The organism is Acidovorax delafieldii (assembly GCF_007993815.1).
GTDB classification, from domain to species: Bacteria; Pseudomonadota; Gammaproteobacteria; order Burkholderiales; family Burkholderiaceae_C; genus Acidovorax; species Acidovorax delafieldii.
On sequence record NZ_VJWE01000016.1, the window covers coordinates 155934 to 174846 of the forward strand.

The following is an 18913-nucleotide window of genomic DNA, read 5'->3' on the forward strand; positions in this document are numbered from 1 at the left end:
GGAGGCACGAACCACATATGTCCAGTAACACTGTCGCCGAGTTCGCTACCGAACTCAAAAAATCGCCTGAAACCCTGCTCGACCAGCTCAAGGCTGCCGGCGTGGGCAAGGCTGCTCCCTCTGACGCGTTGACCGAGTCGGACAAGCAAAAGCTGCTTGCTTACCTGCAGGCCAGCCACGGCACGGCCTCGGCCGATCGCAAGAAGATCACGCTGGTCAAGAAGTCCACCAGCGAAATCAAGCAGGCGGACGCTACGGGCAAGGCCCGTACCATCCAGGTGGAAGTGCGCAAGAAGCGCACGTTCATTCAGCGCGACGAAGGTGCAGAGGCTGCTGCAGAGTCGCACGCCCCCGCTGCGGTGGAAGAACCCGCGGTGTCGAGTGAAGACCTTGAGCTGTCCCGCCGCGAGGAAGAAGCCCGCCGCCAGGCCGAGCTGATCCGCCGCCAGGAGGCGGAATTGGCCGAAAAACGTGCCGAGCGCGAAGCCCGCGAAAAGCGCGAGCGCGAAGCCGAAGAGCGTGCTGCCGCCTACGCTGCTCAGGAAGCCGAGAAGAAGGCCCAGGCTTCTGCCGTCAAGCAGGAAGCCACCCGCGAGCAGGCTGCCGAAGCCGCTGCGCGCACGGCAGCACAGAACGAAGCCCGCGAAAAGGCTGCTGCCGAATCCAAGGCCCGCTCTGACGAAGAAGCCGCCCGTGCGGCCGACCTGGATGCACGTCGCCGCAAGGCCGAGGCAGAAGCTGCGGCCATTCGCTCCATGATGGCCACGCCCAAGAAGGCGGTCATGGTCGCCAAGAAGCCCGAGGAACCCAAGCCAGTGGCCAAGCCTGCTGCCGTGGGCGACGCCAAGAAGGGCACGCTGCACAAGCCGGCAGTTGGTACTGGCGTGGCGCGCGCCGGTGCTCCCGCTGCTGCTGGAGCGGGCGCGGGTGCGCCTGGTGCTGGCAAGGAAGTGAAGTCAGCCAAGCTGTCCTCCAGCTGGGCCAATGACACGGCCAAGAAAAAAGAAATCAAGACCCGCGGCGACAGCAGCGGTGGTGTCGGTCGCAACAACTGGCGTGGTGGCCCGCGTGGCCGCCGTGGCGACAACCGCGACCACCGTGATGATCACCAGCAGGCCGCACCGGTCGAAGCACGCATCATCGAAGTGCATGTGCCCGAGACCATTACCGTGGCTGAACTGGCGCACAAGATGTCCATCAAGGCCAACGAGGTCATCAAGGCGCTGATGAAGATGGGCCAGATGGTCACCATCAACCAGCCGCTGGACCAGGACACGGCCATGATTGTGGTGGAAGAGCTGGGCCACAAGGCCGTCGTGGCTGCGCTGGACGACCCGGAAGCCTTTACCGACGAAGATGCAGGCCAGCAAAACGCAGAACTGCTGCCGCGCGCTCCGGTCGTGACCGTGATGGGTCACGTGGACCATGGCAAGACCTCGCTGCTGGATTACATCCGCCGCGCCAAGGTGGCTGCGGGTGAAGCCGGTGGCATTACCCAGCACATCGGTGCCTACCACGTGGAAACGCCACGCGGCATGGTGTCGTTCCTCGATACCCCGGGTCACGAGGCTTTCACGGCCATGCGTGCCCGTGGTGCCCAGGCCACCGACATCGTGATTCTGGTGGTGGCCGCCGACGACGGCGTCATGCCCCAGACCAAGGAAGCCATCAAGCACGCCAAGGCGGCGGGTGTTCCGATCGTGGTGGCCATCACCAAGGCTGACAAGCCTGATGCCAACCCCGACCGCGTCAAGCAGGAGCTGGTGGTCGAAGAGGTGGTGCCTGAAGAATACGGTGGCGATTCGCCGTTTGTGCCCGTGTCCTCCAAGACCGGCATGGGCATCGACACCCTGCTGGAGCAAGTGCTGCTGCAGGCCGAAGTGCTGGAACTCAAGGCGCCGGTGGATTCGCTGGCCAAGGGTCTCGTGATCGAAGCCCAGCTGGACAAGGGCCGCGGCCCTGTGGCCACGGTGCTGGTGCAGTCCGGTACGCTGAAGGTGGGCGATGTGGTGCTGGCTGGCCAGACCTATGGCCGCGTGCGCGCCATGCTGGACGAAAACGGCAAGGTCGCCAAGACGGCTGGTCCATCGATTCCTGTCGAAATCCAGGGTCTGACGGAAGTGCCGCAGGCGGGTGACGAATTCATGGTGTTGACGGACGAGCGCCGTGCCCGTGAGATCGCGACGTACCGTGCAGGCAAGTTCCGCAACACCAAGCTGGCCAAGCAGCAAGCCGCCAAGCTGGAAAACATGTTCGCCGACATGACGGCGGGTGAGGTCAAGACCCTGCCCATCATCGTCAAGGCCGACGTGCAAGGCTCGCAGGAAGCGCTGGCCCAGTCGCTGCTCAAGCTCTCCACCGACGAGGTCAAGGTGCAACTGGTGTACGCCGCTGTGGGCGCCATCAGCGAGTCCGACATCAACCTGGCGATCGCCTCCAAGGCCATTGTGATCGGCTTCAACGTGCGTGCCGATGCCGGTGCGCGCAAGCTGGCCGAAGGCAATGGCGTGGACCTGCATTACTACAGCATCATTTACGACGCTGTGGACGAGTTGCGTGTGGCGATGTCCGGCATGCTGGCTCCCGAGCAGCGCGAAGAAGTCATTGGTACGGCCGAGATCCGCACCGTGTTCGTGGCCTCCAAGATCGGTACTGTGGCGGGTTCGTACATCACGTCCGGCATGGTCCATCGCAACGCCAAGTTCCGTCTGCTGCGCGACAACGTGGTGGTCTACACCGGCGAAGTCGACTCGATCAAGCGCCTCAAGGACGATGTCAAGGATGTCAAGGAAGGCTTTGAGTGCGGTATCAAGCTCAAGAACTACAACGACATCAAGGAAGGCGATCAACTCGAGTTCTTTGACATCAAGGAAATCGCCCGGACGCTGTAAAGCCTCGGTGACGACGATATGGCTGCGAAGAAATCTTCCACCCCCAACCGCGCCTTCAAGGTGGCCGACCAGATCCAGCGTGATCTGACGGAGCTGATCGCGCGCGAGTTGAAAGACCCGCGCGTGGGCATGGTGACGCTGCAGGGCGTGGAGGTGACTCCCGACTACGCCCATGCCAAGGTGTTCTTCAGCCTGTTGACGGGCGACCCTATGGAAACGCAGGCGGCGCTCAACCAGGCGGCTGGATTCCTGCGCAATGGCTTGTTCAAGCGCCTGCACATCCACACCGTGCCTACGCTGCACTTCGTGTTCGACCGCACCTCTGAGCGTGCGGCCGACATGAACGCCTTGATCGCCAAGGCGGTGTCTTCGCGCGCCAAAGAGGATTAGTCCATGCACGCGCCACGCACCAGGGTGCAGCGGCGCCCTGTGCATGGGGTGTTGCTGCTCGACAAACCGCTCGGCCTTTCGAGCAATGACGCCTTGCAAAAGGCGAAATGGCTGCTGCGCGCCGAGAAAGCGGGCCATACGGGCACGCTGGATCCGCTCGCCACGGGCGTGTTGCCGCTGTGTTTCGGCGCCGCCACCAAGTTCAGCCAGCTGCAGCTGGATGCCGCCAAGACCTACGAGGCGATTGCGCTGCTCGGGGCCACCACGACCACCGGCGATGCCGAGGGGGACGTGGTGCAACGCTGCGATGTAGATGCTGCCCAACTCACGCCAGAGCGCCTGGCGGCTGTTCAGCAACAGTTCACGGGTCCCATCCGCCAGGTGCCGCCGATGCACAGCGCGCTCAAGAAGGACGGCAAGGCGCTGTACGAATATGCACGCGCCGGTGTCACGGTGGAGCGCGAAGCACGGGACGTGATCATTCATGCCCTCAAGCTGACGCTGGTGCAGACAGATCAAGCGCAGATAGCTATTAAAATGATAGTGACCTGCAGCAAAGGCACCTACATCCGTACGTTGGGTGAAGACATTGGCGCGGCATTGGGCTGCGGGGCTCACCTGACCTTCTTGCGCCGCATCGACACGGGGGGCATTGGTGTGGAGCGCTGTGTCACGCTGGCCCAGCTGGAGGCCATGCCCGAGGCAGAACGCCTGGCCAGTCTGGAAGCGCCCGAGTCACTGCTGGCACAACACATGCGTGTCACGCTGGACGGTGAGAATGCAGCCCGATTCCTGTCGGGCGTGCGTCGCCGTGGCAACTGGCCCGATGCCAGTGCCGTGGCGGTGTTTGGCGAGAATCCCCCGGCGCTGCTGGGGGTGGGCCACATCGTGGGCGGGGAGCTGGTGCCGGACAGGCTCCTGAGTCCGCTAGAAATTCAACAAATTTTGGAAAGCACGCCGCATTCCGCGTCCATGGCGCACAGCGGCATATTGGAAAAACTATGACTAAACAAATCCGCAATATCGCCATCATTGCCCACGTTGACCATGGCAAAACCACCATGGTGGACCAGCTGCTGCGCCAGTCCGGCACCTTCGCCGACCACGAAAAGGTCGTCGATACCGTGATGGACAACAACGCGATCGAAAAGGAACGCGGCATCACCATCCTGGCCAAGAACTGCGCCGTGAGCTGGAAGGGCACGCACATCAACATCGTGGACACCCCCGGCCACGCGGACTTCGGTGGCGAAGTGGAACGTGCGCTGTCCATGGTGGACAGCGTGGTGCTGCTGATCGATGCGCAAGAAGGCCCCATGCCCCAGACGCGTTTCGTGACCAAGAAGGCCCTGGCGCTGGGCCTGCGCCCCATCCTGGTGGTGAACAAGGTGGACAAGCCCGGTGCCAACCCCGACAAGGTGGTGAACGCCGCGTTCGACCTGTTCGACAAGCTCGGTGCTACCGATGAACAGCTCGACTTCCCCGTGGTGTACGCCTCGGGCATCAACGGCTGGTCGTCGCTGGAAGAAGGCGCGCCCGGTGAGCAGTGGGGCCCCGACATGTCGGCCCTGTTCGACACCATCCTCTCGCACGTTCCGCCCAACACGGGCGATGCCAATGCGCCGCTGCAGCTGCAGATCTCTGCGCTGGACTTCTCCAGCTTCGTGGGCCGCATCGGCGTGGGTCGCATCAGCCAGGGTACCCTGAAGCCCATGCAGGACGTGATCGTCATGGAAGGCCCTGATGGCAAGGCCGTGAAGGGCCGTGTGAACCAGGTGCTGACATTCCAGGGCCTCGATCGCATGCAGACCCCCTTGGCGGGCCCTGGCGACATCGTGCTGATCAACGGCATTGAAGACATCGGTATCGGCGTGACCGTGACCGACCCCGCCAACCCCGCGCCGCTGCCCATGCTGAAGGTGGATGAGCCCACGCTGACCATGAACTTCTGCGTGAACACCAGCCCGCTGGCTGGCCGCGAAGGCAAGTTCGTGACCAGCCGCCAGATCTGGGACCGCCTGCAAAAGGAACTGCAGCACAACGTGGCCCTGCGTGTGAACGAAACCGACGAAGAAGGCATCTTCGAAGTGATGGGCCGTGGTGAACTGCACCTGACCATCCTCTTGGAAAACATGCGCCGCGAAGGTTACGAGCTGGCCGTGTCCAAGCCCCGCGTGGTGTTCAAGGACATCGACGGTGTCAAGCACGAGCCTATCGAGCTGGTGACGGCCGACATCGAAGAAGGCCACCAGGGCGGCGTGATGCAGGCCCTGGGCGAGCGCAAGGGCGAGCTGGTGAACATGGAGTCCGACGGCCGTGGCCGCGTTCGCCTGGAGTACCGCATCCCGGCCCGTGGCCTGATCGGTTTCACCAACGAATTCCTGAACCTGACGCGCGGCTCCGGCCTCATCAGCAACATCTTCGACAGCTACGAGCCGCACAAGGGCGACATCGGCGGCCGCAAGAACGGCGTGCTGATCTCCATGGACGACGGTGAAATCTTCACCTACGCGCTGGGCAAGCTGGACGACCGTGGTCGCATGTTCGTGAAGGCCAACGACCCTGTGTATGAAGGCATGATCGTCGGCATCCACAGCCGTGATAACGACCTGGTGGTCAACGCCACACGTACCAAGCAGCTGACCAACTTCCGCGTGTCCGGCAAGGAAGACGCGATCAAGATCACGCCCCCGATCGACCTCACGCTCGAATACGGCGTGGAGTTCATCGAGGACGACGAACTGGTCGAAATCACGCCCAAGTCCGTGCGCCTGCGCAAGCGCTATCTGACCGAAAACGAGCGCAAGCGCGCCTCCCGTTCTTGATAAGCTCAGCGTTTCCGAAAGGGCCACTGCCACGCAGTGGCCTTTTTTCCGTCTGAACCCTGCACAAACCATGTTGAAACTCACCCATACCCGGGCGGTGCTGCTGATGGTGGCGGTAACCCTGATGTGGTCCATCGCCGGCGTGGTCACGCGCCACCTGGAGCATGCGGCAAGTTTTGAAGTGACCTTCTGGCGCAGCTTTTTCACGTTGCTGTCGCTGCTGGTCATCTTGCCCGCGCTGCAGGGCAGGGCGGTGTTTGCCTCCATGCGCCACAGTGGCCGTGCGTTGTGGATCTCTGGCGTGTGCTGGAGCGTGATGTTCACGGCGTTCATGGTGGCGCTGGTTCTCATGCCGGTGGCCAACGTGCTGGTCACGATGGCCGTGGGGCCGCTGCTTACAGCGCTGTTTGCAAGGGTGTTCATCGGCCATCACATCGCCCCGCGCACCTGGGCTGCGATTGCCGTGGCGGGGCTGGGTATTGCGTGGATGTATGGTTCGCAGATGGCGGGCCTCCCTCTGGCGGGAACGCTGGTGGCGCTGTGTGTGCCTGTGGCCGCAGCCATCAACTGGACGGTGGTACAACATTCGCAGCGCCATGGCCATGCGGTGGACCTGGTGCCTGCGGTATTGGTCGGCGCAGTGATTTCGGTGGTGGCCACGCTGCCACTGGCGCTGCCTTTTCAGGCGTCGGCCCACGACCTGGGCCTGCTGGCCTTGCTGGGCGTGGTGCAATTGGCCATCCCTTGTGTGCTGGCCGTGCGCTGCGGGCGTGTGCTCAAGGCGCCCGAGATGGCGCTACTGGGCTTGCTGGAAGTGATCTTTGGCATCTTGCTGGCATGGCTGGGCGCGGGCGAAAAGCCTGGCACGGCGGTGCTGACGGGGGGCGCACTGGTGATTGGTGCGCTGGTTTTCAATGAACTGTTGGGTTGGAAGGAGCAAAAATGACGGAGACGGTCGTGTCTGAAGTATTGAGCGAAGTGCGTGGCCAGGTGGGCTTCATTACCCTGAACCGCCCGCGTGCGCTCAATGCCTTGTCGCTGGGTATGGTGCGTGACCTGATGGGCATCCTGCTGGCATGGCAGAACGATGCGCGGGTGCTGGCCGTGGCCATCCGTGGCAGCAACAAGGAAGGCCCGTTTGGTGCTTTCTGCGCAGGCGGCGATATCCGCTTTCTGCACCAGGCGGGTAGCCAGGGCAACCCGCTGATCGAGGACTTCTTCACCGAGGAATACGCGCTCAACCACCTGATCCACAACTACGCCAAGCCCTACATCGCCTTCATGGATGGCATCGTGATGGGGGGCGGCATGGGCATCAGCCAGGGCGCCGCCCTGCGCGTAGTAACCGAGCGCACCAAGATGGCCATGCCCGAGACGGCGATTGGCCTGTTCCCGGACGTGGGCGGGGGTTACTTCCTGAGCCGCTGCCCGGGCCGCGTGGGCGAGTGGCTGGCACTGACCGGCGACACCATCGGCGCGGGAGATGCCATTGCCTACCAGCTGGCCGATGGCTGCCTGCCGTCAGACCGGCAGGCCGCGGTGTGGGATGCTCTGGCCACTCAAAGCTTTGCAGATGGCGCGGCCATCAAGGCCTATGTTGCTTCTCAATTTGTAGCATCTCAGGCAAGCGATACTAGCGCTCTGGCCGATATTGACCAATATTTTGCGCTGCCGACCGTCGGCGAGATCGTGGGGGCACTCGAGGCCGCCGACAGCGACTGGGCACGCACCACGGCCGTCACGCTGCGCAAGCGTTCGCCACTGATGCTGCATGTGGTGCTGGAGCAGATTCGCCGCGCCCGTGCGATGGGCCTGGCCGACGACCTGCGCATGGAGCGCGATATGGTGCGCCACTGCTTTTTCCTGCGCCCAGGACAGAGTGAGACCGTGGAAGGCATCCGTGCCCTGGCCGTGGACAAGGACCATGCGCCTCAGTGGAATCCAGGCCGCATTGAAGATGTGACGCCGGAGATGGTGGCACCGTTCTTTGCCAGCCCCTGGCCCGCACACGCCCATCCGCTGGCCCATTTGTCCTGACCGCATACGGACATGGTTGGGCCGGGCCCCCGGCGGCGCGTCAGGGGTTCAGCTGCTGATAAACCGCTGTGGCCAGGCTCAATAACTCGGGGCGCGACAACTGTCCGCTCAGGGCGTAGCCAAAGCCGGCATCCGTCCAGTAAAAGCCCGGCACCGGGCCTTCGCGTGTGAACTGGAACGCGGTGGTGGGTGCTGCCGCCGGTGCTTCCGTGCGCGCTTTGGTGCCGCCCTGGTTGTCACTGGCAGGGCGGGGCGGGGTGGGAGCGAGAGCGCCCAGGTACAGCGTGATTCGCTGGCCTGCGCTGTTCTGGTACATGAACTGCGCGCGCACTCCGGTATCGCCGGGCAACAACCGGCCTCCCACCAGTTCATAGCCCTGGGCGCCCAGCACAGGGACTTTCAGCGGTCGGTCCAGCCGTTTGGACAGCCATTGCACCAGGTGGTCTTGCTGGGCAGCCGTGACCTCTACGGGGTGACGCACTTCGGGTTGGTACACCGCATGGGCCACCGAGGCCTGCTGCGCGAAGCGCTGTGCGGGTTCGGCTGCCACCAGCGTGGCTCCTTGGCCAGTCGCCAGCTTTTTGCCGGGTAGCCCTGCGGGCCACTGGCTGCGGCCCGTCCAGCCCAGCACAAAGGCCAGCAGGACCGATGCAGCCATGCCACCCCAACGCCACCACTGCGCCTGTTGCTCCCTGCGGTCTGTGGCGCGCAATGCTGCGGCCAGCAAGGCATCGGGAACGGGGGCGTGGAGAAGGTCCTGGTGCAGGTCGTGCAGCCGCTGCCGCTGCGCCTGCCAGTGGGCCAGTGTGGCCTGTGCCTCCTCATCGTCCCGCAGTTGCTCGCGCAGCGCCTGTGCCTGGGCGGGCGGCAACTGGCCGTCCACAAGGGCATGCCAGGCGCTGCTCTCTTCTGCGCGTGCTGGGGGGGCTGGGTGTGTCGGGTCCATGGTGGGTGATCGGGTCGGGGTGGCTATTTGAGGCGGCGCAGTGCAGGCGTCGTGCCTGCGGCGGCGGCTGCGCCCGCCTGGGCGGCCGGTACAGCCGGTGCGGTGCCTGATGTGGGTTCCCGGTCCATCAGCACTCGCAGGCGCATGCGGGCCCGCGACAGGCGTGACATGACGGTACCCACCGGAATGCTCAGGATGCGCGCGGTGTCTTCGTAGCTCATGTCCTCCATCGCCACCAGCAGCAGCACGGCCCGCTGGTCGGCGGGCAGGCGCTGCAGGCAGCGCTCCAGGTCCAGGGCGTCATCCGAGGGCGCACGGGCGCCTTGCAGCTGGTCTTGAACCTCATCGATGTCCAGAGGGGGCAGCGCGGGCAACGCGCGGCGTTGGTTGAGATACAGGTTGTGCATCAGGGTGAACAACCATGCGCGCAGGTCGCTGCCGGTGCGCCACAGCAGCCATTTGCTGCAGGCCCGCTCCAGCGTGTCCTGCACGAGGTCATCAGCCGCCCAGGCATCACCCGTCAGCACCCGCGCGTAGCGGCGCAGGCCCGGCAGCTGTTCGATGACCTGGGAGCGATTCATGCTGTGCGGGGCCTGTGTTGCGCTGTGCGGGCGCTTACGGCCGTGCGGTGCGCCACACCTGGTTCACGCCTTCACCCGTCTTGTCTCCGGGCTTGGTGTCCTTGATCCAGTAGTACAGCGGCTTGCCCTTGTAGGCCAGCTGGGTCTTGCCATCGTCGCGGGTGACGACGCTGTAGTCGCCGCCAGGGGCCTTGCTGGCCATCAGCGGCGGCCAGTTGGTGGCGCAGGGGCCGTTGCACACTGACTTGCCACTGCCTGCAGCATCGCGGTCAAACGTATAGAGCGTCATGCCGCCCGCGCCGACCAGTACGCCGTCCATGGTCTTCACGGGCGAGTCGTCCATGGTGGCGCAGCCAGCCAGAGCAGCTGCTGCGACGAATGCGGCCATCGAGATCAGTTTCTTCATGGGTTTCTCCAGAGGGTGGTGCAGGCGGAGGCGAATGCTGCCTTGCACCGGGATGAACACCCTGACGTGGTGATTTATTCCATCACCACTGAAAAAATAGTGACCCGCAGCGCGCAGGGCCTTCGAAACTGGCACGGCCCGGGCCAGCGCACACGTTCAAGGCTGCTCCGCCTCCCCGTATGCGGTCCTCTTGGGGGACATCGCTCAGCGACTTTGGGGACTATTTGTTCCTGCTCTTCATCGCGCGCTCCACCTCGCGCTTGCCTTCGCGGTCCTTGATGGTGTCGCGCTTGTCGTGCTCGGCCTTGCCTTTGGCCAGGGCGATCTCGCACTTCACGAAACCGTTCTTCCAGTGCAGGTTGATGGGTACCAGCGTGTAGCCCTTTTGCTCGACCTTGCCAATCAGGCGCTTGATGTCGTCCTTCTTGAGCAGCAGCTTCTTGGTGCGTGCCGATTCGGGGTTGACATGGGTGGACGCTGTCTTGAGCGGCATGATCAGGCAGCCGAGCAGATACAGCTCGCCATCGCGGATCAGCACGTAGCCATCGGTCAGCTGCACCTTGCCCTCGCGCAGCGCCTTGACCTCCCAGCCGTGCAGCACCATGCCCGCCTCGTGGCGCTCCTCGAAGAAGTAGTTGTAGGCCGCTTTCTTGTTGTCGGCAATGCGGGAGGTGGGATCGGGTTTTTTGGCCATGTAGATCAGATGCGGCGCCCTGCGGGAGATAAAAGGTCTCCCTACATACAATTGTGGCCGTTCAGAGACCCGTGATTCTAGTTTCCCCGGCCCGCCTTTCCCCTTCGAAAGCCCCGCGCCAGTTGCCTGCATGAAAACCGTCCACAAGTCCGTCCTCATTTGGTACAGCCCCGAAGAGATGTTTGCCCTGGTCACCGGGGTGGAGCACTACCCGCAGTTCCTGCCCTGGTGCGACCGCGCCGCAGTGCTGGAGCAGACCGGCGAGGGCATGACCGCCGAGGTGGGCATTGCATTCAGCGGTATTCGTCAGACCTTTGTCACGCGCAACACGCACGAAGTGGGCAGGCGTGTGCAGATGCATCTGGTGAAAGGACCGTTCTCACGGCTGGACGGGGATTGGCACTTTCATCCCGTGGGGGACGGCACGCAGCGTGCGTGCAAGGTGGAGTTGATGCTGAACTATGGGTTTGACAGTGCCGCGTTGGCCACGCTGGTGGGGCCGGTGTTTGACCGCATCGCGGGGAGCATGGTCGATGCCTTCGTCAAGCGGGCGGAACAGGTCTATGGCTGAGGTGGGTGAAGGTGCCTCGGCGACCATCGGTATCACCGTCGTCGTCTGCCTGGCTCCGCGCGAGGTGCGTGAGTGGACTCTGGATTTGCCGGTGGGCGCCACGGTAGCGGATGCCCTGCACGCCAGCTGCGGTATGGCCACGCTGTCCGCGCTGGAGGAGGGGGGCGCACCGTGCGTCGGTATCTGGGGCCGTGCTGCCAATCTGGATGTGGTGTTGCAGCCCCAGGACCGCGTAGAAATCTACCGACCTTTGAAGGTGGACCCCAAGGTAGCACGGCGGGAGCGCTTTGCCCGACAAGGGGCGCGCACTACAGGACTCTTTGCGCGCCGCCGACCAGGGGGCAAGTCAGGCTACTGATACTGCTGAGTTGATCCGCGCGGTAGCGGAGCAGCATGCAGCTCAGCGTACGCAGTCGGCCGCGACAATCTCGTCGATGCGCTTGGCTTCGGCCGCGCGGGCGGGGCCATCCAGGAAGATTTTTTCACCCTGGGCGTTCGCTTGTGTGATGGGCTTGCCAGCATCGAACGCTGCTTTGGCTGCGCGTGCGCGGGTGCAGTTTTCAGCCTTGGCCTTGGCGATCTTTTCGTCCTCGGCCTTTTTCTTGGCGGCTTCTGCGGCCTCGGCCTGGGATTTCTTCTCTTCCAGCTCCTTGTCCTTGCCTGCACCTGGGGCGCTGGCAGCGGTCTTGGGGGCTGAAGCAGCTGCTGCGGGCGCTGCGTCAGAGGCTGCTGGCGCGGCCGGCACTGCAGTGCGTACCGGGCGGTTGCCCCCAGGCTGTTTCAGGATGCTTTTTTCGGGGATATCGGGTGGTGGTGGACGATCGCTGAAGACTTTGCGCCCGTCTTTGTCTGTCCACTGCCATTGCGCCGCCGCGCCCATGGCCCAGGTGCAGGCCACGGCCAGCAGGAGAAGCTTGTGCATTTTCATGCGGACAAGTTTATCCATGTGATTCCCCCCCCGCCAGTGCGTTGCAGACGGGTGGGCGCGTTTTCACCACACGCGGCGCGGGTACAATCCGTTTTTTGGAGCTTTCTCATGCGCCTTCTTGGAAAAGCGCTCACCTTCGACGATGTGTTGCTGGTGCCAGCGTACTCCCAGGTCCTGCCCAAGGACACGTCCCTCGCGACGAAACTCTCCCGCAATATCCAACTGAACCTGCCGCTTGTGTCCGCCGCCATGGACACCGTGACCGAGGCGCGTCTGGCCATTGCCATTGCCCAGGAGGGCGGCATCGGCATCGTGCACAAGAACCTCACGGCGCAAGAGCAGGCTGCTCATGTGGCCAAGGTCAAGCGCTACGAGTCTGGCGTGCTGCGTGATCCCGTGGTCATCACCCCCGAGCACACGGTGCTGCAGGTGCTCCAGCTGTCCGAACAACTGGGCATCTCTGGCTTTCCCGTGTGCGACGGCGGCAAGGTGGTGGGTATCGTTACCGGCCGCGACCTGCGCTTCGAGACCCGTTACGACGTCAAGGTCCACCAGATCATGACCCCGCGCGAGAAGCTCATCACGGTCAATGAAAAAGAGGGCACCACGCCGGCCGAAGCCAAGGCGCTGCTCAACAAGCACAAGCTCGAACGCATCCTGGTCGTGAACGACGCCTTTGAACTCAAGGGCCTGATCACGGTGAAGGACATCACCAAGCAGACCAGCTTTCCCAACGCTGCCCGCGATGCCGCAGGCCGCCTGCGCGTAGGCGCGGCGGTGGGTGTGGGTGAAGGCACCGAAGAACGCGTTGAAGCGCTGGTCAAGGCCGGTGTGGATGCCATCGTGGTGGACACGGCCCACGGCCACAGCAAGGGCGTGATCGACCGCGTGCGCTGGGTCAAGCAGAACTACCCGCAGATCGACGTGATCGGCGGCAACATCGCGACCGGCGCTGCAGCCCTGGCACTGGTTGAGGCCGGTGCGGATGCGGTCAAGGTCGGTATCGGCCCCGGTTCCATTTGCACCACCCGCATCGTGGCGGGTGTGGGCGTGCCCCAGATCATGGCCATCGACAACGTGGCCACGGCCCTCAAGGGCACCGGCGTGCCACTGATCGCGGACGGCGGCATCCGCTACAGCGGCGACATCGCCAAGGCCCTGGCCGCTGGCGCTGGGACGGTGATGATGGGCGGTATGTTTGCGGGCACTGAAGAAGCGCCGGGCGAAGTCATCCTGTTCCAGGGCCGCAGCTACAAGAGCTACCGCGGCATGGGCTCCATTGGCGCCATGCAGCAGGGCAGTGCCGACCGCTACTTCCAGGAATCGAGCACCGGCAATCCCAATGCCGACAAGCTGGTGCCTGAAGGCATCGAAGGCCGTGTGCCCTACAAGGGCTCCATGGTCAGCATCGTCTACCAGATGGCTGGCGGCGTGCGTGCCTCCATGGGCTACTGCGGTTGCGCCACGATCGAAGAGATGAACAACAAGGCCGAGTTCGTCGAGATCACCACTGCTGGTATCCGCGAAAGCCACGTGCACGATGTGCAGATCACCAAGGAAGCGCCGAACTACCGCGCTGACTGATCGTTGCAAACCGATCTGGCCTGATTGAAAAAATCTGGTCAGACTGATATAGTCTGGTCTGAATTCACCATTCAGGCCAGACTTTTTTATTTATGCAGTCCGTTGGCATCTACGAAGCAAAAAGCAAGTTCTCTGCCTTGATCGAACTGGTCGAGCAGGGCGAGGAAGTGCGCATCACCCGCCATGGCAAAGAGGTGGTGCGCATGCTGCCGGTGCGCCGCCGCCCAGTGATTTCTGACGAACAGATTGCGCGCGAACTGGGCCAGATGGACGTGTTGCATGCCAGCATTCAACCCGCTGGGTCAACAACAGTGGATGGCTTGCGCCGTGCAGGGCGGAGCACTGCATGACCGCTTTCGTGCTTGATGCCTCGGTCACTGCCGCCTGGTTGTTGCCGGACGCGGCCAGCGAACACACCCGCCGCCTGTACGCCCTGATCCGCCGCGATGAGGTCGAGCCGCAGGCGCCCAACCTCTGGCACTGGGAGTGCCACAACATACTGGCCACCGGTGTGAACAGCGGGCGCATTCCAGCCGCTTCCGTCGAAGGCCTGTGGGGCGTGCTCGAAGCCATTCGTCACCGCGTCGAATTGCACGAACTGGCCCCTGCCCAGCACAAAGCCGTGCTCGACGTGGCATTGGAAACCGGCCTGCCCACCTTTGATGCTGCTTACCTGTGGCTGGCGCGCTCGCTGCGCCTGCCTCTGGCCACCTTTGATTCTCACCAGATCGCTGCCGCCCAGCGCAGCGGCGTCCCGCTTCTTGATCTCTCCAGCCTCTGACGGACCACCACCATGCAACACCAGAAAATCCTCATCCTCGATTTCGGCTCGCAAGTCACCCAGCTCATCGCCCGCCGCGTGCGCGAGGCCCATGTGTACTGCGAGGTGCACCCCTGCGACGTGACCGACGAGTGGATCCGCGACTATGCCAAGGACGGCTCGCTCAAGGGCGTGATCCTGTCGGGCAGCCACGCCAGCGTGTACGAGGTGGATGACAAGGCGCCGGATGCGGTGTTTGAACTCGGCATCCCCGTGCTGGGCATCTGCTACGGCATGCAGACCATGGCCCAGCAGTTGGGCGGCAAGGTCGAGGGTTCCAACACCCGCGAATTTGGCTACGCCGAAGTGCGCGCCCATGGCCACACCGAACTGCTCAAGGGCATCGAAGACTTCGCCACGCCCGAAGGCCACGGCATGCTCAAGGTGTGGATGAGCCACGGCGACAAGGTCACTGCCTTGCCCCCGGGCTTCAAGGTGATGTGCTCCACACCCTCGTGCCCCATCGCTGGCATGGCCGACGAAAGCCGCCACTACTACGCCGTGCAGTTCCACCCTGAAGTCACACACACCGTTCAGGGCCGCGCCTTGCTGGAGCGTTTTGTGCTGGGCATCTGCGGCACCCGTGCCGACTGGGTCATGGGCGACTACATCGAAGAGGCTGTGCAAAAGATTCGCGAGCAGGTGGGCGATGAGGAGGTGATCCTCGGCCTGTCGGGCGGCGTGGATTCGTCCGTGGCTGCCGCGCTGATCCACCGCGCCATTGGTGACCAGCTCACCTGCGTGTTTGTGGACCACGGCCTGCTGCGCCTGAACGAAGGCGACATGGTCATGGACATGTTCGAGGGCAAGCTGCACGCCAAGGTCATCCGCGTGGACGCCAGCGACTTGTTCCTGGGCAAGCTGGCTGGGGTGAGCGAGCCCGAGCAAAAGCGCAAGATCATCGGCGGCCTGTTTGTGGACGTGTTCAAGGCCGAGGCCGCCAAGCTCAAGGCAGGCACCGGTGGCCACAAGGGCGCCACCTTCCTGGCCCAGGGCACGATCTACCCCGACGTGATCGAATCCGGCGGCGCCAAGAGCAAGAAGGCCGTCACCATCAAGAGCCACCACAACGTGGGCGGCCTGCCCGAGCAGCTGGGCCTGAAACTGCTGGAGCCGCTGCGCGACCTGTTCAAGGACGAAGTGCGCGAACTGGGCGTGGCCCTGGGCCTGCCGCCCGACATGGTCTACCGCCATCCGTTCCCCGGCCCGGGCCTGGGCGTGCGCATCCTGGGCGAGGTGAAGAAGGAATACGCCGACCTGCTGCGCCGTGCGGATGCGATCTTCATCGAAGAGCTGCGCAACTTTGTGGACGACGCCACCGGCAAGACCTGGTACGACTTGACCAGCCAGGCCTTCACCGTGTTCCTGCCCGTCAAGAGCGTGGGCGTGATGGGCGATGGCCGCACCTATGACTACGTGGTGGCCCTGCGCGCCGTGCAGACCAGCGACTTCATGACCGCCGACTGGGCTGAACTGCCTTATGCGCTGCTCAAGAAGGTGTCCGGCCGCATCATCAACGAGGTGCGTGGCATCAACCGCGTGACATACGACGTGAGCAGCAAGCCGCCAGCGACGATTGAGTGGGAATAATAGCGATCCCTCATGTCCTCATATCCCTCGGCACCCGTACTGGCAACACGCTGGTAGGGAGCATGGGGAGATGCTTTGGTGCGGTAGGCATGGCGCCTGCCCTGAGGGTGTGAACATTGCACGGGGGTAAACGGCCCAGCGGGAAAGGCGGGGCGACCGGCCTAGTCCCGGACTCTCGGCGCTGATTGCGCCGGGTCTCTGCTGAAACGCCTGCTGTGATCTTTTTGGCTTCGCTCAGGAGTACTATGACTTCAGGTGATGAACGAGGGGATTTTGCTCAAGCTTTGGCCTCACCAGTCACTGGGTCGTAAGCGACGCCTTCATGGTCAATGATGCTGTTGGTTGTCGCATCGTAGGTTGTTCTGCGGTAGGTATCGGAGCCTTTGCCGTCCAGGCCGATGTAGGGTGCATGTGCGAAGACCGTTCGATTGTCCTGTGCCACGATGCCGTTGGCAGTCCATTTGTTGCTCATCAGCCATTCTGATGGGTTTGCGCCTTCGGGGATTTCCACTTTGCCTTCCATCCGCATTTTGGCGAGCGTGGGGTCCATGTTGAAGCCCTCGGCTGCCAATAACTCGGCGGTATGTCCCTTGTAGTACGCCGCAGTCTCTGTGGGCATCGTGGACAGGTCGCTTTTGACCAGTGTGGAACCATCCGTGGGGAATTTCGACAATTCGCCGCTACGGATCGCCGCGTAGTCGGCGGCGAACTCCGGGTTGTTCTTGAAGAACATGTAGCGGCTCACGACAGCCTCATCGCCTCCACCGAGTGAGGTCGAAATCATCCGTACGTAGTCTGGAACCTCGTAGTCTTCTGCCAGTGTGTCTCCCAGACCCTTTTCCCAGGCACGGAACTCCGTGAGGTTGTTGAAGGGCGCCTTGGCGGTGGATTCGGTGGCTTCGCCAGTCTCCGTGCCTGTCTTGTACAGGGCCGAGGTGGATTGATAGGGTTTGGTTGACGCCGTCGTTGTAGACGTGGCGCTCGCTGTACTGCTGCCAGCCGCACTCTCGGAGGAGAACTCTTTCAACGTGGTCTGGAGTTCTTTGAGGAACGCGAGAGCGTCGGTACCTCCCTGGCTTTGTGCCGTTCGCTCGGCAACCTTGGCCGCCAGTGTGCTGGAGACGCCCAACGAGGTCAGCATGTTGGTAGCTTTTGAGATATCGAGCATTGTGCGACTCCTTCTGAGGAACGATCATTCACCCGCTGGCAACGTGCCAGGGTGGTTATGCGGTTATTGGCCCTATGGTCCTCCAGCTGCCGTTCGCTGTCTTTTCAGTAAACGCCATAAAACCGGGCCTGTTTGGCTTTTAGGGATGACATCTGGTGTGCACGCCTGCGTGCTGTGAATTGACGCCCCTGTGCGCAGGGCTTTGACATTGCTGTTCGCGCGTCGTGTGGAGCCGGGCAAAATATGCGGATTGGTGGGTGATGTTTTTAGCCAGGGGCGGCACCCATTGCGGCCAGGGAGCTTTTTCACCCCCTCGCGCCGACGGTCCGGCCTCCTTCCCTCGATTCCTGGCGCCTCCTTCCTGCCTCATCAACGCTGCTTTGCCGTGCGCGCGAGCTCTCATTCCATGAACATGACTTCCACAGATTTCTGGCCTGGTTGCGGGTTTTCTGCCCTGTTGCGCGATACGCGGGGATGGTTGGTACCGACCGATGAATACTTGTGTTGGCTGCTGGCCCGCCCAGAGTTGGCGTTGGTGCCCGAGTCCTGCGCGGCGGAGCGGGCATTGAACGCATCACTGGGTGTTACCCCTGCACGCAAGGTGTCTGGAGAAGAACTTGCTGCTCTGCAGGACAGTGATGCCCGCGAGAACTACACCGTGTTCCTGCGCTTCCGAGATGGCCTGCTGGCCGCCGGCACGCTGGAGGCTTATTACCTGCAGCTTATGCGCAGTGGGGCGGTGAATGTGCCCGCCGTGTTCATCGACGCCGTGGTGCAGGCCCTGCTGCGCAACGTGCTGGACGACTGCAACGACTCCTTCGAAGCCCGCGCCGCCGAGATGCTGTTTCGCCCGCAACGTATTACCTTGCAAGACGGGCAAATGCTGGCAGGCGACCGGGCGACGCTCGACATGCTCAACGAAACTGCGGGCCTGGGCGAGGTGGGACGCTTGCTGTTGCAAAGCGGTGCGCTGCAGCCCACGGCGCAGGTCAAGGTGCTGTCGGCCGACAACGCGGCGCAATATTGGCGGGAGAGTGACCGCCACCACTTTCTGCTCGACCTGACCCATGAGCTGACACAGGACCTGAGCCATGGCCTGACCTTCAAGATGACCCGCGCCCGATCCGGCCTGAAGGCCCTGGCCCGGGTGCTGGAGCGCTGGGTCGCCCACCTGCTGGGCGTGCAGGTGTTGATCGAGCCTGTGCACGAGGTCACCGACAGCGCCTGGCGCTGGCATGTGGGGCTGGATGTGGAGTCCACCGCCATCCTCAACGACCTGTACCAGGACCGGCCGGTGGAGTCTGAGCGCATGGCGCGGCTGGTGAGCCTGTTCACGCTGACCTTTGCCAACCCGGCCGAGATGCGTGCCGATGTGGCGGGCAAGCCGGTGTACCTGGGGCTGGCGACCAACGCCGAGGGCGTGGTGCGCATCAAGCCGCAGAACCTGTTGCTCAATCTGCCGCTGGCATCGCCATCTTGAGT

The 18913-nt window shown here is 63.2% G+C and carries 19 protein-coding genes; 13 read left to right on the forward strand and 6 right to left on the reverse strand.

Annotated features, from left to right (window positions below; genetic code table 11):
• Positions 1-17: 17 nt before the first annotated feature.
• The 6 genes from infB (at position 18) to ATF69_RS18425 (ending at position 8143) form a co-directional block, all read left to right on the forward strand.
• On the forward strand, positions 18-2891 hold the full coding sequence (gene infB / locus ATF69_RS18400) for a translation initiation factor IF-2 (protein WP_056746494.1): 2874 nt from the start codon (positions 18-20) through the stop codon (positions 2889-2891).
• 18 nt (positions 2892-2909) lie between these two features.
• Positions 2910-3281, forward strand: a complete 372-nt coding sequence (gene rbfA / locus ATF69_RS18405; protein ID WP_146871885.1) for a 30S ribosome-binding factor RbfA — start codon at positions 2910-2912, stop codon at positions 3279-3281.
• Between the two features lie 3 nt (positions 3282-3284).
• The gene (gene truB / locus ATF69_RS18410) at positions 3285-4286 is read left to right on the forward strand and encodes a tRNA pseudouridine(55) synthase TruB (RefSeq protein WP_146871886.1); all 1002 of its coding nucleotides are present in this window, start codon (positions 3285-3287) and stop codon (positions 4284-4286) included.
• Positions 4283-6106, forward strand: a complete 1824-nt coding sequence (typA, locus tag ATF69_RS18415; RefSeq protein WP_056063883.1) for a translational GTPase TypA — start codon at positions 4283-4285, stop codon at positions 6104-6106. The genes truB and typA overlap by 4 nt, the downstream gene beginning before the upstream one ends.
• Before the next feature lie 70 nt (positions 6107-6176).
• Entirely contained in the window at positions 6177-7052 is an 876-nt protein-coding gene (locus ATF69_RS18420; RefSeq protein WP_056063881.1) for a DMT family transporter, read from the forward strand.
• Positions 7049-8143: an enoyl-CoA hydratase/isomerase family protein gene (locus ATF69_RS18425; RefSeq protein ID WP_146871887.1), complete on the forward strand. Its 1095-nt coding sequence runs from the start codon at positions 7049-7051 to the stop codon at positions 8141-8143. The genes ATF69_RS18420 and ATF69_RS18425 overlap by 4 nt, the downstream gene beginning before the upstream one ends.
• A 40-nt stretch (positions 8144-8183) precedes the next feature.
• Here ATF69_RS18425 and ATF69_RS18430 read toward each other — a convergent pair whose 3' ends face one another.
• From ATF69_RS18430 to smpB, 4 genes are all read right to left on the reverse strand, one after another.
• A complete protein-coding gene (locus ATF69_RS18430; RefSeq protein ID WP_146871888.1) occupies positions 8184-9089 on the reverse strand; it encodes an anti-sigma factor family protein in 906 nt (301 codons plus the stop codon).
• A gap of 23 nt (positions 9090-9112) precedes the next feature.
• On the reverse strand, positions 9113-9670 hold the full coding sequence (locus ATF69_RS18435) for an RNA polymerase sigma factor (protein ID WP_056746488.1): 558 nt from the start codon (positions 9668-9670) through the stop codon (positions 9113-9115).
• Between the two features lie 34 nt (positions 9671-9704).
• Positions 9705-10076 (reverse strand): COG4315 family predicted lipoprotein, encoded by a 372-nt coding sequence (locus tag ATF69_RS18440; protein WP_116747265.1) that lies wholly within the window; start codon positions 10074-10076, stop codon positions 9705-9707.
• Between the two features lie 220 nt (positions 10077-10296).
• The gene (smpB, locus tag ATF69_RS18445) at positions 10297-10770 is read right to left on the reverse strand and encodes an SsrA-binding protein SmpB (protein ID WP_056746487.1); all 474 of its coding nucleotides are present in this window, start codon (positions 10768-10770) and stop codon (positions 10297-10299) included.
• A gap of 130 nt (positions 10771-10900) precedes the next feature.
• On the opposite strand from smpB, the gene ATF69_RS18450 reads away from it, so the two are divergent.
• Positions 10901-11341, forward strand: coding sequence for a type II toxin-antitoxin system RatA family toxin (locus tag ATF69_RS18450; protein ID WP_146871889.1), 441 nt, complete (start codon positions 10901-10903; stop codon positions 11339-11341).
• Positions 11334-11699, forward strand: coding sequence for an RnfH family protein (locus ATF69_RS18455; RefSeq protein WP_146871890.1), 366 nt, complete (start codon positions 11334-11336; stop codon positions 11697-11699). The genes ATF69_RS18450 and ATF69_RS18455 overlap by 8 nt, the downstream gene beginning before the upstream one ends.
• Before the next feature lie 42 nt (positions 11700-11741).
• On the opposite strand, the gene ATF69_RS18460 is transcribed toward ATF69_RS18455, so the two are convergent.
• The gene (locus ATF69_RS18460; RefSeq protein ID WP_146871891.1) at positions 11742-12269 is read right to left on the reverse strand and encodes a DUF4124 domain-containing protein; all 528 of its coding nucleotides are present in this window, start codon (positions 12267-12269) and stop codon (positions 11742-11744) included.
• Between the two features lie 108 nt (positions 12270-12377).
• On the opposite strand from ATF69_RS18460, the gene guaB reads away from it, so the two are divergent.
• From guaB to guaA, 4 genes are all read left to right on the forward strand, one after another.
• Positions 12378-13853: an IMP dehydrogenase gene (gene guaB, locus ATF69_RS18465; protein ID WP_055398151.1), complete on the forward strand. Its 1476-nt coding sequence runs from the start codon at positions 12378-12380 to the stop codon at positions 13851-13853.
• Positions 13854-13945: 92 nt separating this feature from the next.
• The gene (locus tag ATF69_RS18470) at positions 13946-14203 is read left to right on the forward strand and encodes a type II toxin-antitoxin system Phd/YefM family antitoxin (protein ID WP_056746479.1); all 258 of its coding nucleotides are present in this window, start codon (positions 13946-13948) and stop codon (positions 14201-14203) included.
• Positions 14200-14634, forward strand: coding sequence for a type II toxin-antitoxin system VapC family toxin (locus tag ATF69_RS18475; protein ID WP_056063857.1), 435 nt, complete (start codon positions 14200-14202; stop codon positions 14632-14634). Before ATF69_RS18470 ends, ATF69_RS18475 begins: the two co-directional genes overlap by 4 nt.
• Before the next feature lie 12 nt (positions 14635-14646).
• Positions 14647-16263, forward strand: a complete 1617-nt coding sequence (gene guaA / locus ATF69_RS18480) for a glutamine-hydrolyzing GMP synthase (protein ID WP_099730517.1) — start codon at positions 14647-14649, stop codon at positions 16261-16263.
• Positions 16264-16540: 277 nt separating this feature from the next.
• Here guaA and ATF69_RS18485 read toward each other — a convergent pair whose 3' ends face one another.
• On the reverse strand, positions 16541-17431 hold the full coding sequence (locus tag ATF69_RS18485) for a hypothetical protein (protein ID WP_121942686.1): 891 nt from the start codon (positions 17429-17431) through the stop codon (positions 16541-16543).
• 412 nt (positions 17432-17843) lie between these two features.
• On the opposite strand from ATF69_RS18485, the gene ATF69_RS18490 reads away from it, so the two are divergent.
• Positions 17844-18911, forward strand: a complete 1068-nt coding sequence (locus ATF69_RS18490; RefSeq protein WP_146871892.1) for a DUF6352 family protein — start codon at positions 17844-17846, stop codon at positions 18909-18911.
• Positions 18912-18913: the final 2 nt, after the last annotated feature.

What these genes read in the sequence shown, in the direction of transcription:
- infB (WP_056746494.1), top strand. Translation starts at nt 18, where the DNA reads ATGTCCAGTAACACTGTCGCCGAGTTCGCTACCGAACTCAAAAAATCG.
- rbfA (WP_146871885.1), top strand. Translation starts at nt 2,910, where the DNA reads ATGGCTGCGAAGAAATCTTCCACCCCCAACCGCGCCTTCAAGGTGGCC.
- truB (WP_146871886.1), top strand. Translation starts at nt 3,285, where the DNA reads ATGCACGCGCCACGCACCAGGGTGCAGCGGCGCCCTGTGCATGGGGTG.
- typA (WP_056063883.1), top strand. Translation starts at nt 4,283, where the DNA reads ATGACTAAACAAATCCGCAATATCGCCATCATTGCCCACGTTGACCAT.
- ATF69_RS18420 (WP_056063881.1), top strand. Translation starts at nt 6,177, where the DNA reads ATGTTGAAACTCACCCATACCCGGGCGGTGCTGCTGATGGTGGCGGTA.
- ATF69_RS18425 (WP_146871887.1), top strand. Translation starts at nt 7,049, where the DNA reads ATGACGGAGACGGTCGTGTCTGAAGTATTGAGCGAAGTGCGTGGCCAG.
- ATF69_RS18430 (WP_146871888.1), bottom strand. Translation starts at nt 9,089, where the DNA reads ATGGACCCGACACACCCAGCCCCCCCAGCACGCGCAGAAGAGAGCAGC.
- ATF69_RS18435 (WP_056746488.1), bottom strand. Translation starts at nt 9,670, where the DNA reads ATGAATCGCTCCCAGGTCATCGAACAGCTGCCGGGCCTGCGCCGCTAC.
- ATF69_RS18440 (WP_116747265.1), bottom strand. Translation starts at nt 10,076, where the DNA reads ATGAAGAAACTGATCTCGATGGCCGCATTCGTCGCAGCAGCTGCTCTG.
- smpB (WP_056746487.1), bottom strand. Translation starts at nt 10,770, where the DNA reads ATGGCCAAAAAACCCGATCCCACCTCCCGCATTGCCGACAACAAGAAA.
- ATF69_RS18450 (WP_146871889.1), top strand. Translation starts at nt 10,901, where the DNA reads ATGAAAACCGTCCACAAGTCCGTCCTCATTTGGTACAGCCCCGAAGAG.
- ATF69_RS18455 (WP_146871890.1), top strand. Translation starts at nt 11,334, where the DNA reads ATGGCTGAGGTGGGTGAAGGTGCCTCGGCGACCATCGGTATCACCGTC.
- ATF69_RS18460 (WP_146871891.1), bottom strand. Translation starts at nt 12,269, where the DNA reads ATGAAAATGCACAAGCTTCTCCTGCTGGCCGTGGCCTGCACCTGGGCC.
- guaB (WP_055398151.1), top strand. Translation starts at nt 12,378, where the DNA reads ATGCGCCTTCTTGGAAAAGCGCTCACCTTCGACGATGTGTTGCTGGTG.
- ATF69_RS18470 (WP_056746479.1), top strand. Translation starts at nt 13,946, where the DNA reads ATGCAGTCCGTTGGCATCTACGAAGCAAAAAGCAAGTTCTCTGCCTTG.
- ATF69_RS18475 (WP_056063857.1), top strand. Translation starts at nt 14,200, where the DNA reads ATGACCGCTTTCGTGCTTGATGCCTCGGTCACTGCCGCCTGGTTGTTG.
- guaA (WP_099730517.1), top strand. Translation starts at nt 14,647, where the DNA reads ATGCAACACCAGAAAATCCTCATCCTCGATTTCGGCTCGCAAGTCACC.
- ATF69_RS18485 (WP_121942686.1), bottom strand. Translation starts at nt 17,431, where the DNA reads ATGCTCGATATCTCAAAAGCTACCAACATGCTGACCTCGTTGGGCGTC.
- ATF69_RS18490 (WP_146871892.1), top strand. Translation starts at nt 17,844, where the DNA reads ATGACTTCCACAGATTTCTGGCCTGGTTGCGGGTTTTCTGCCCTGTTG.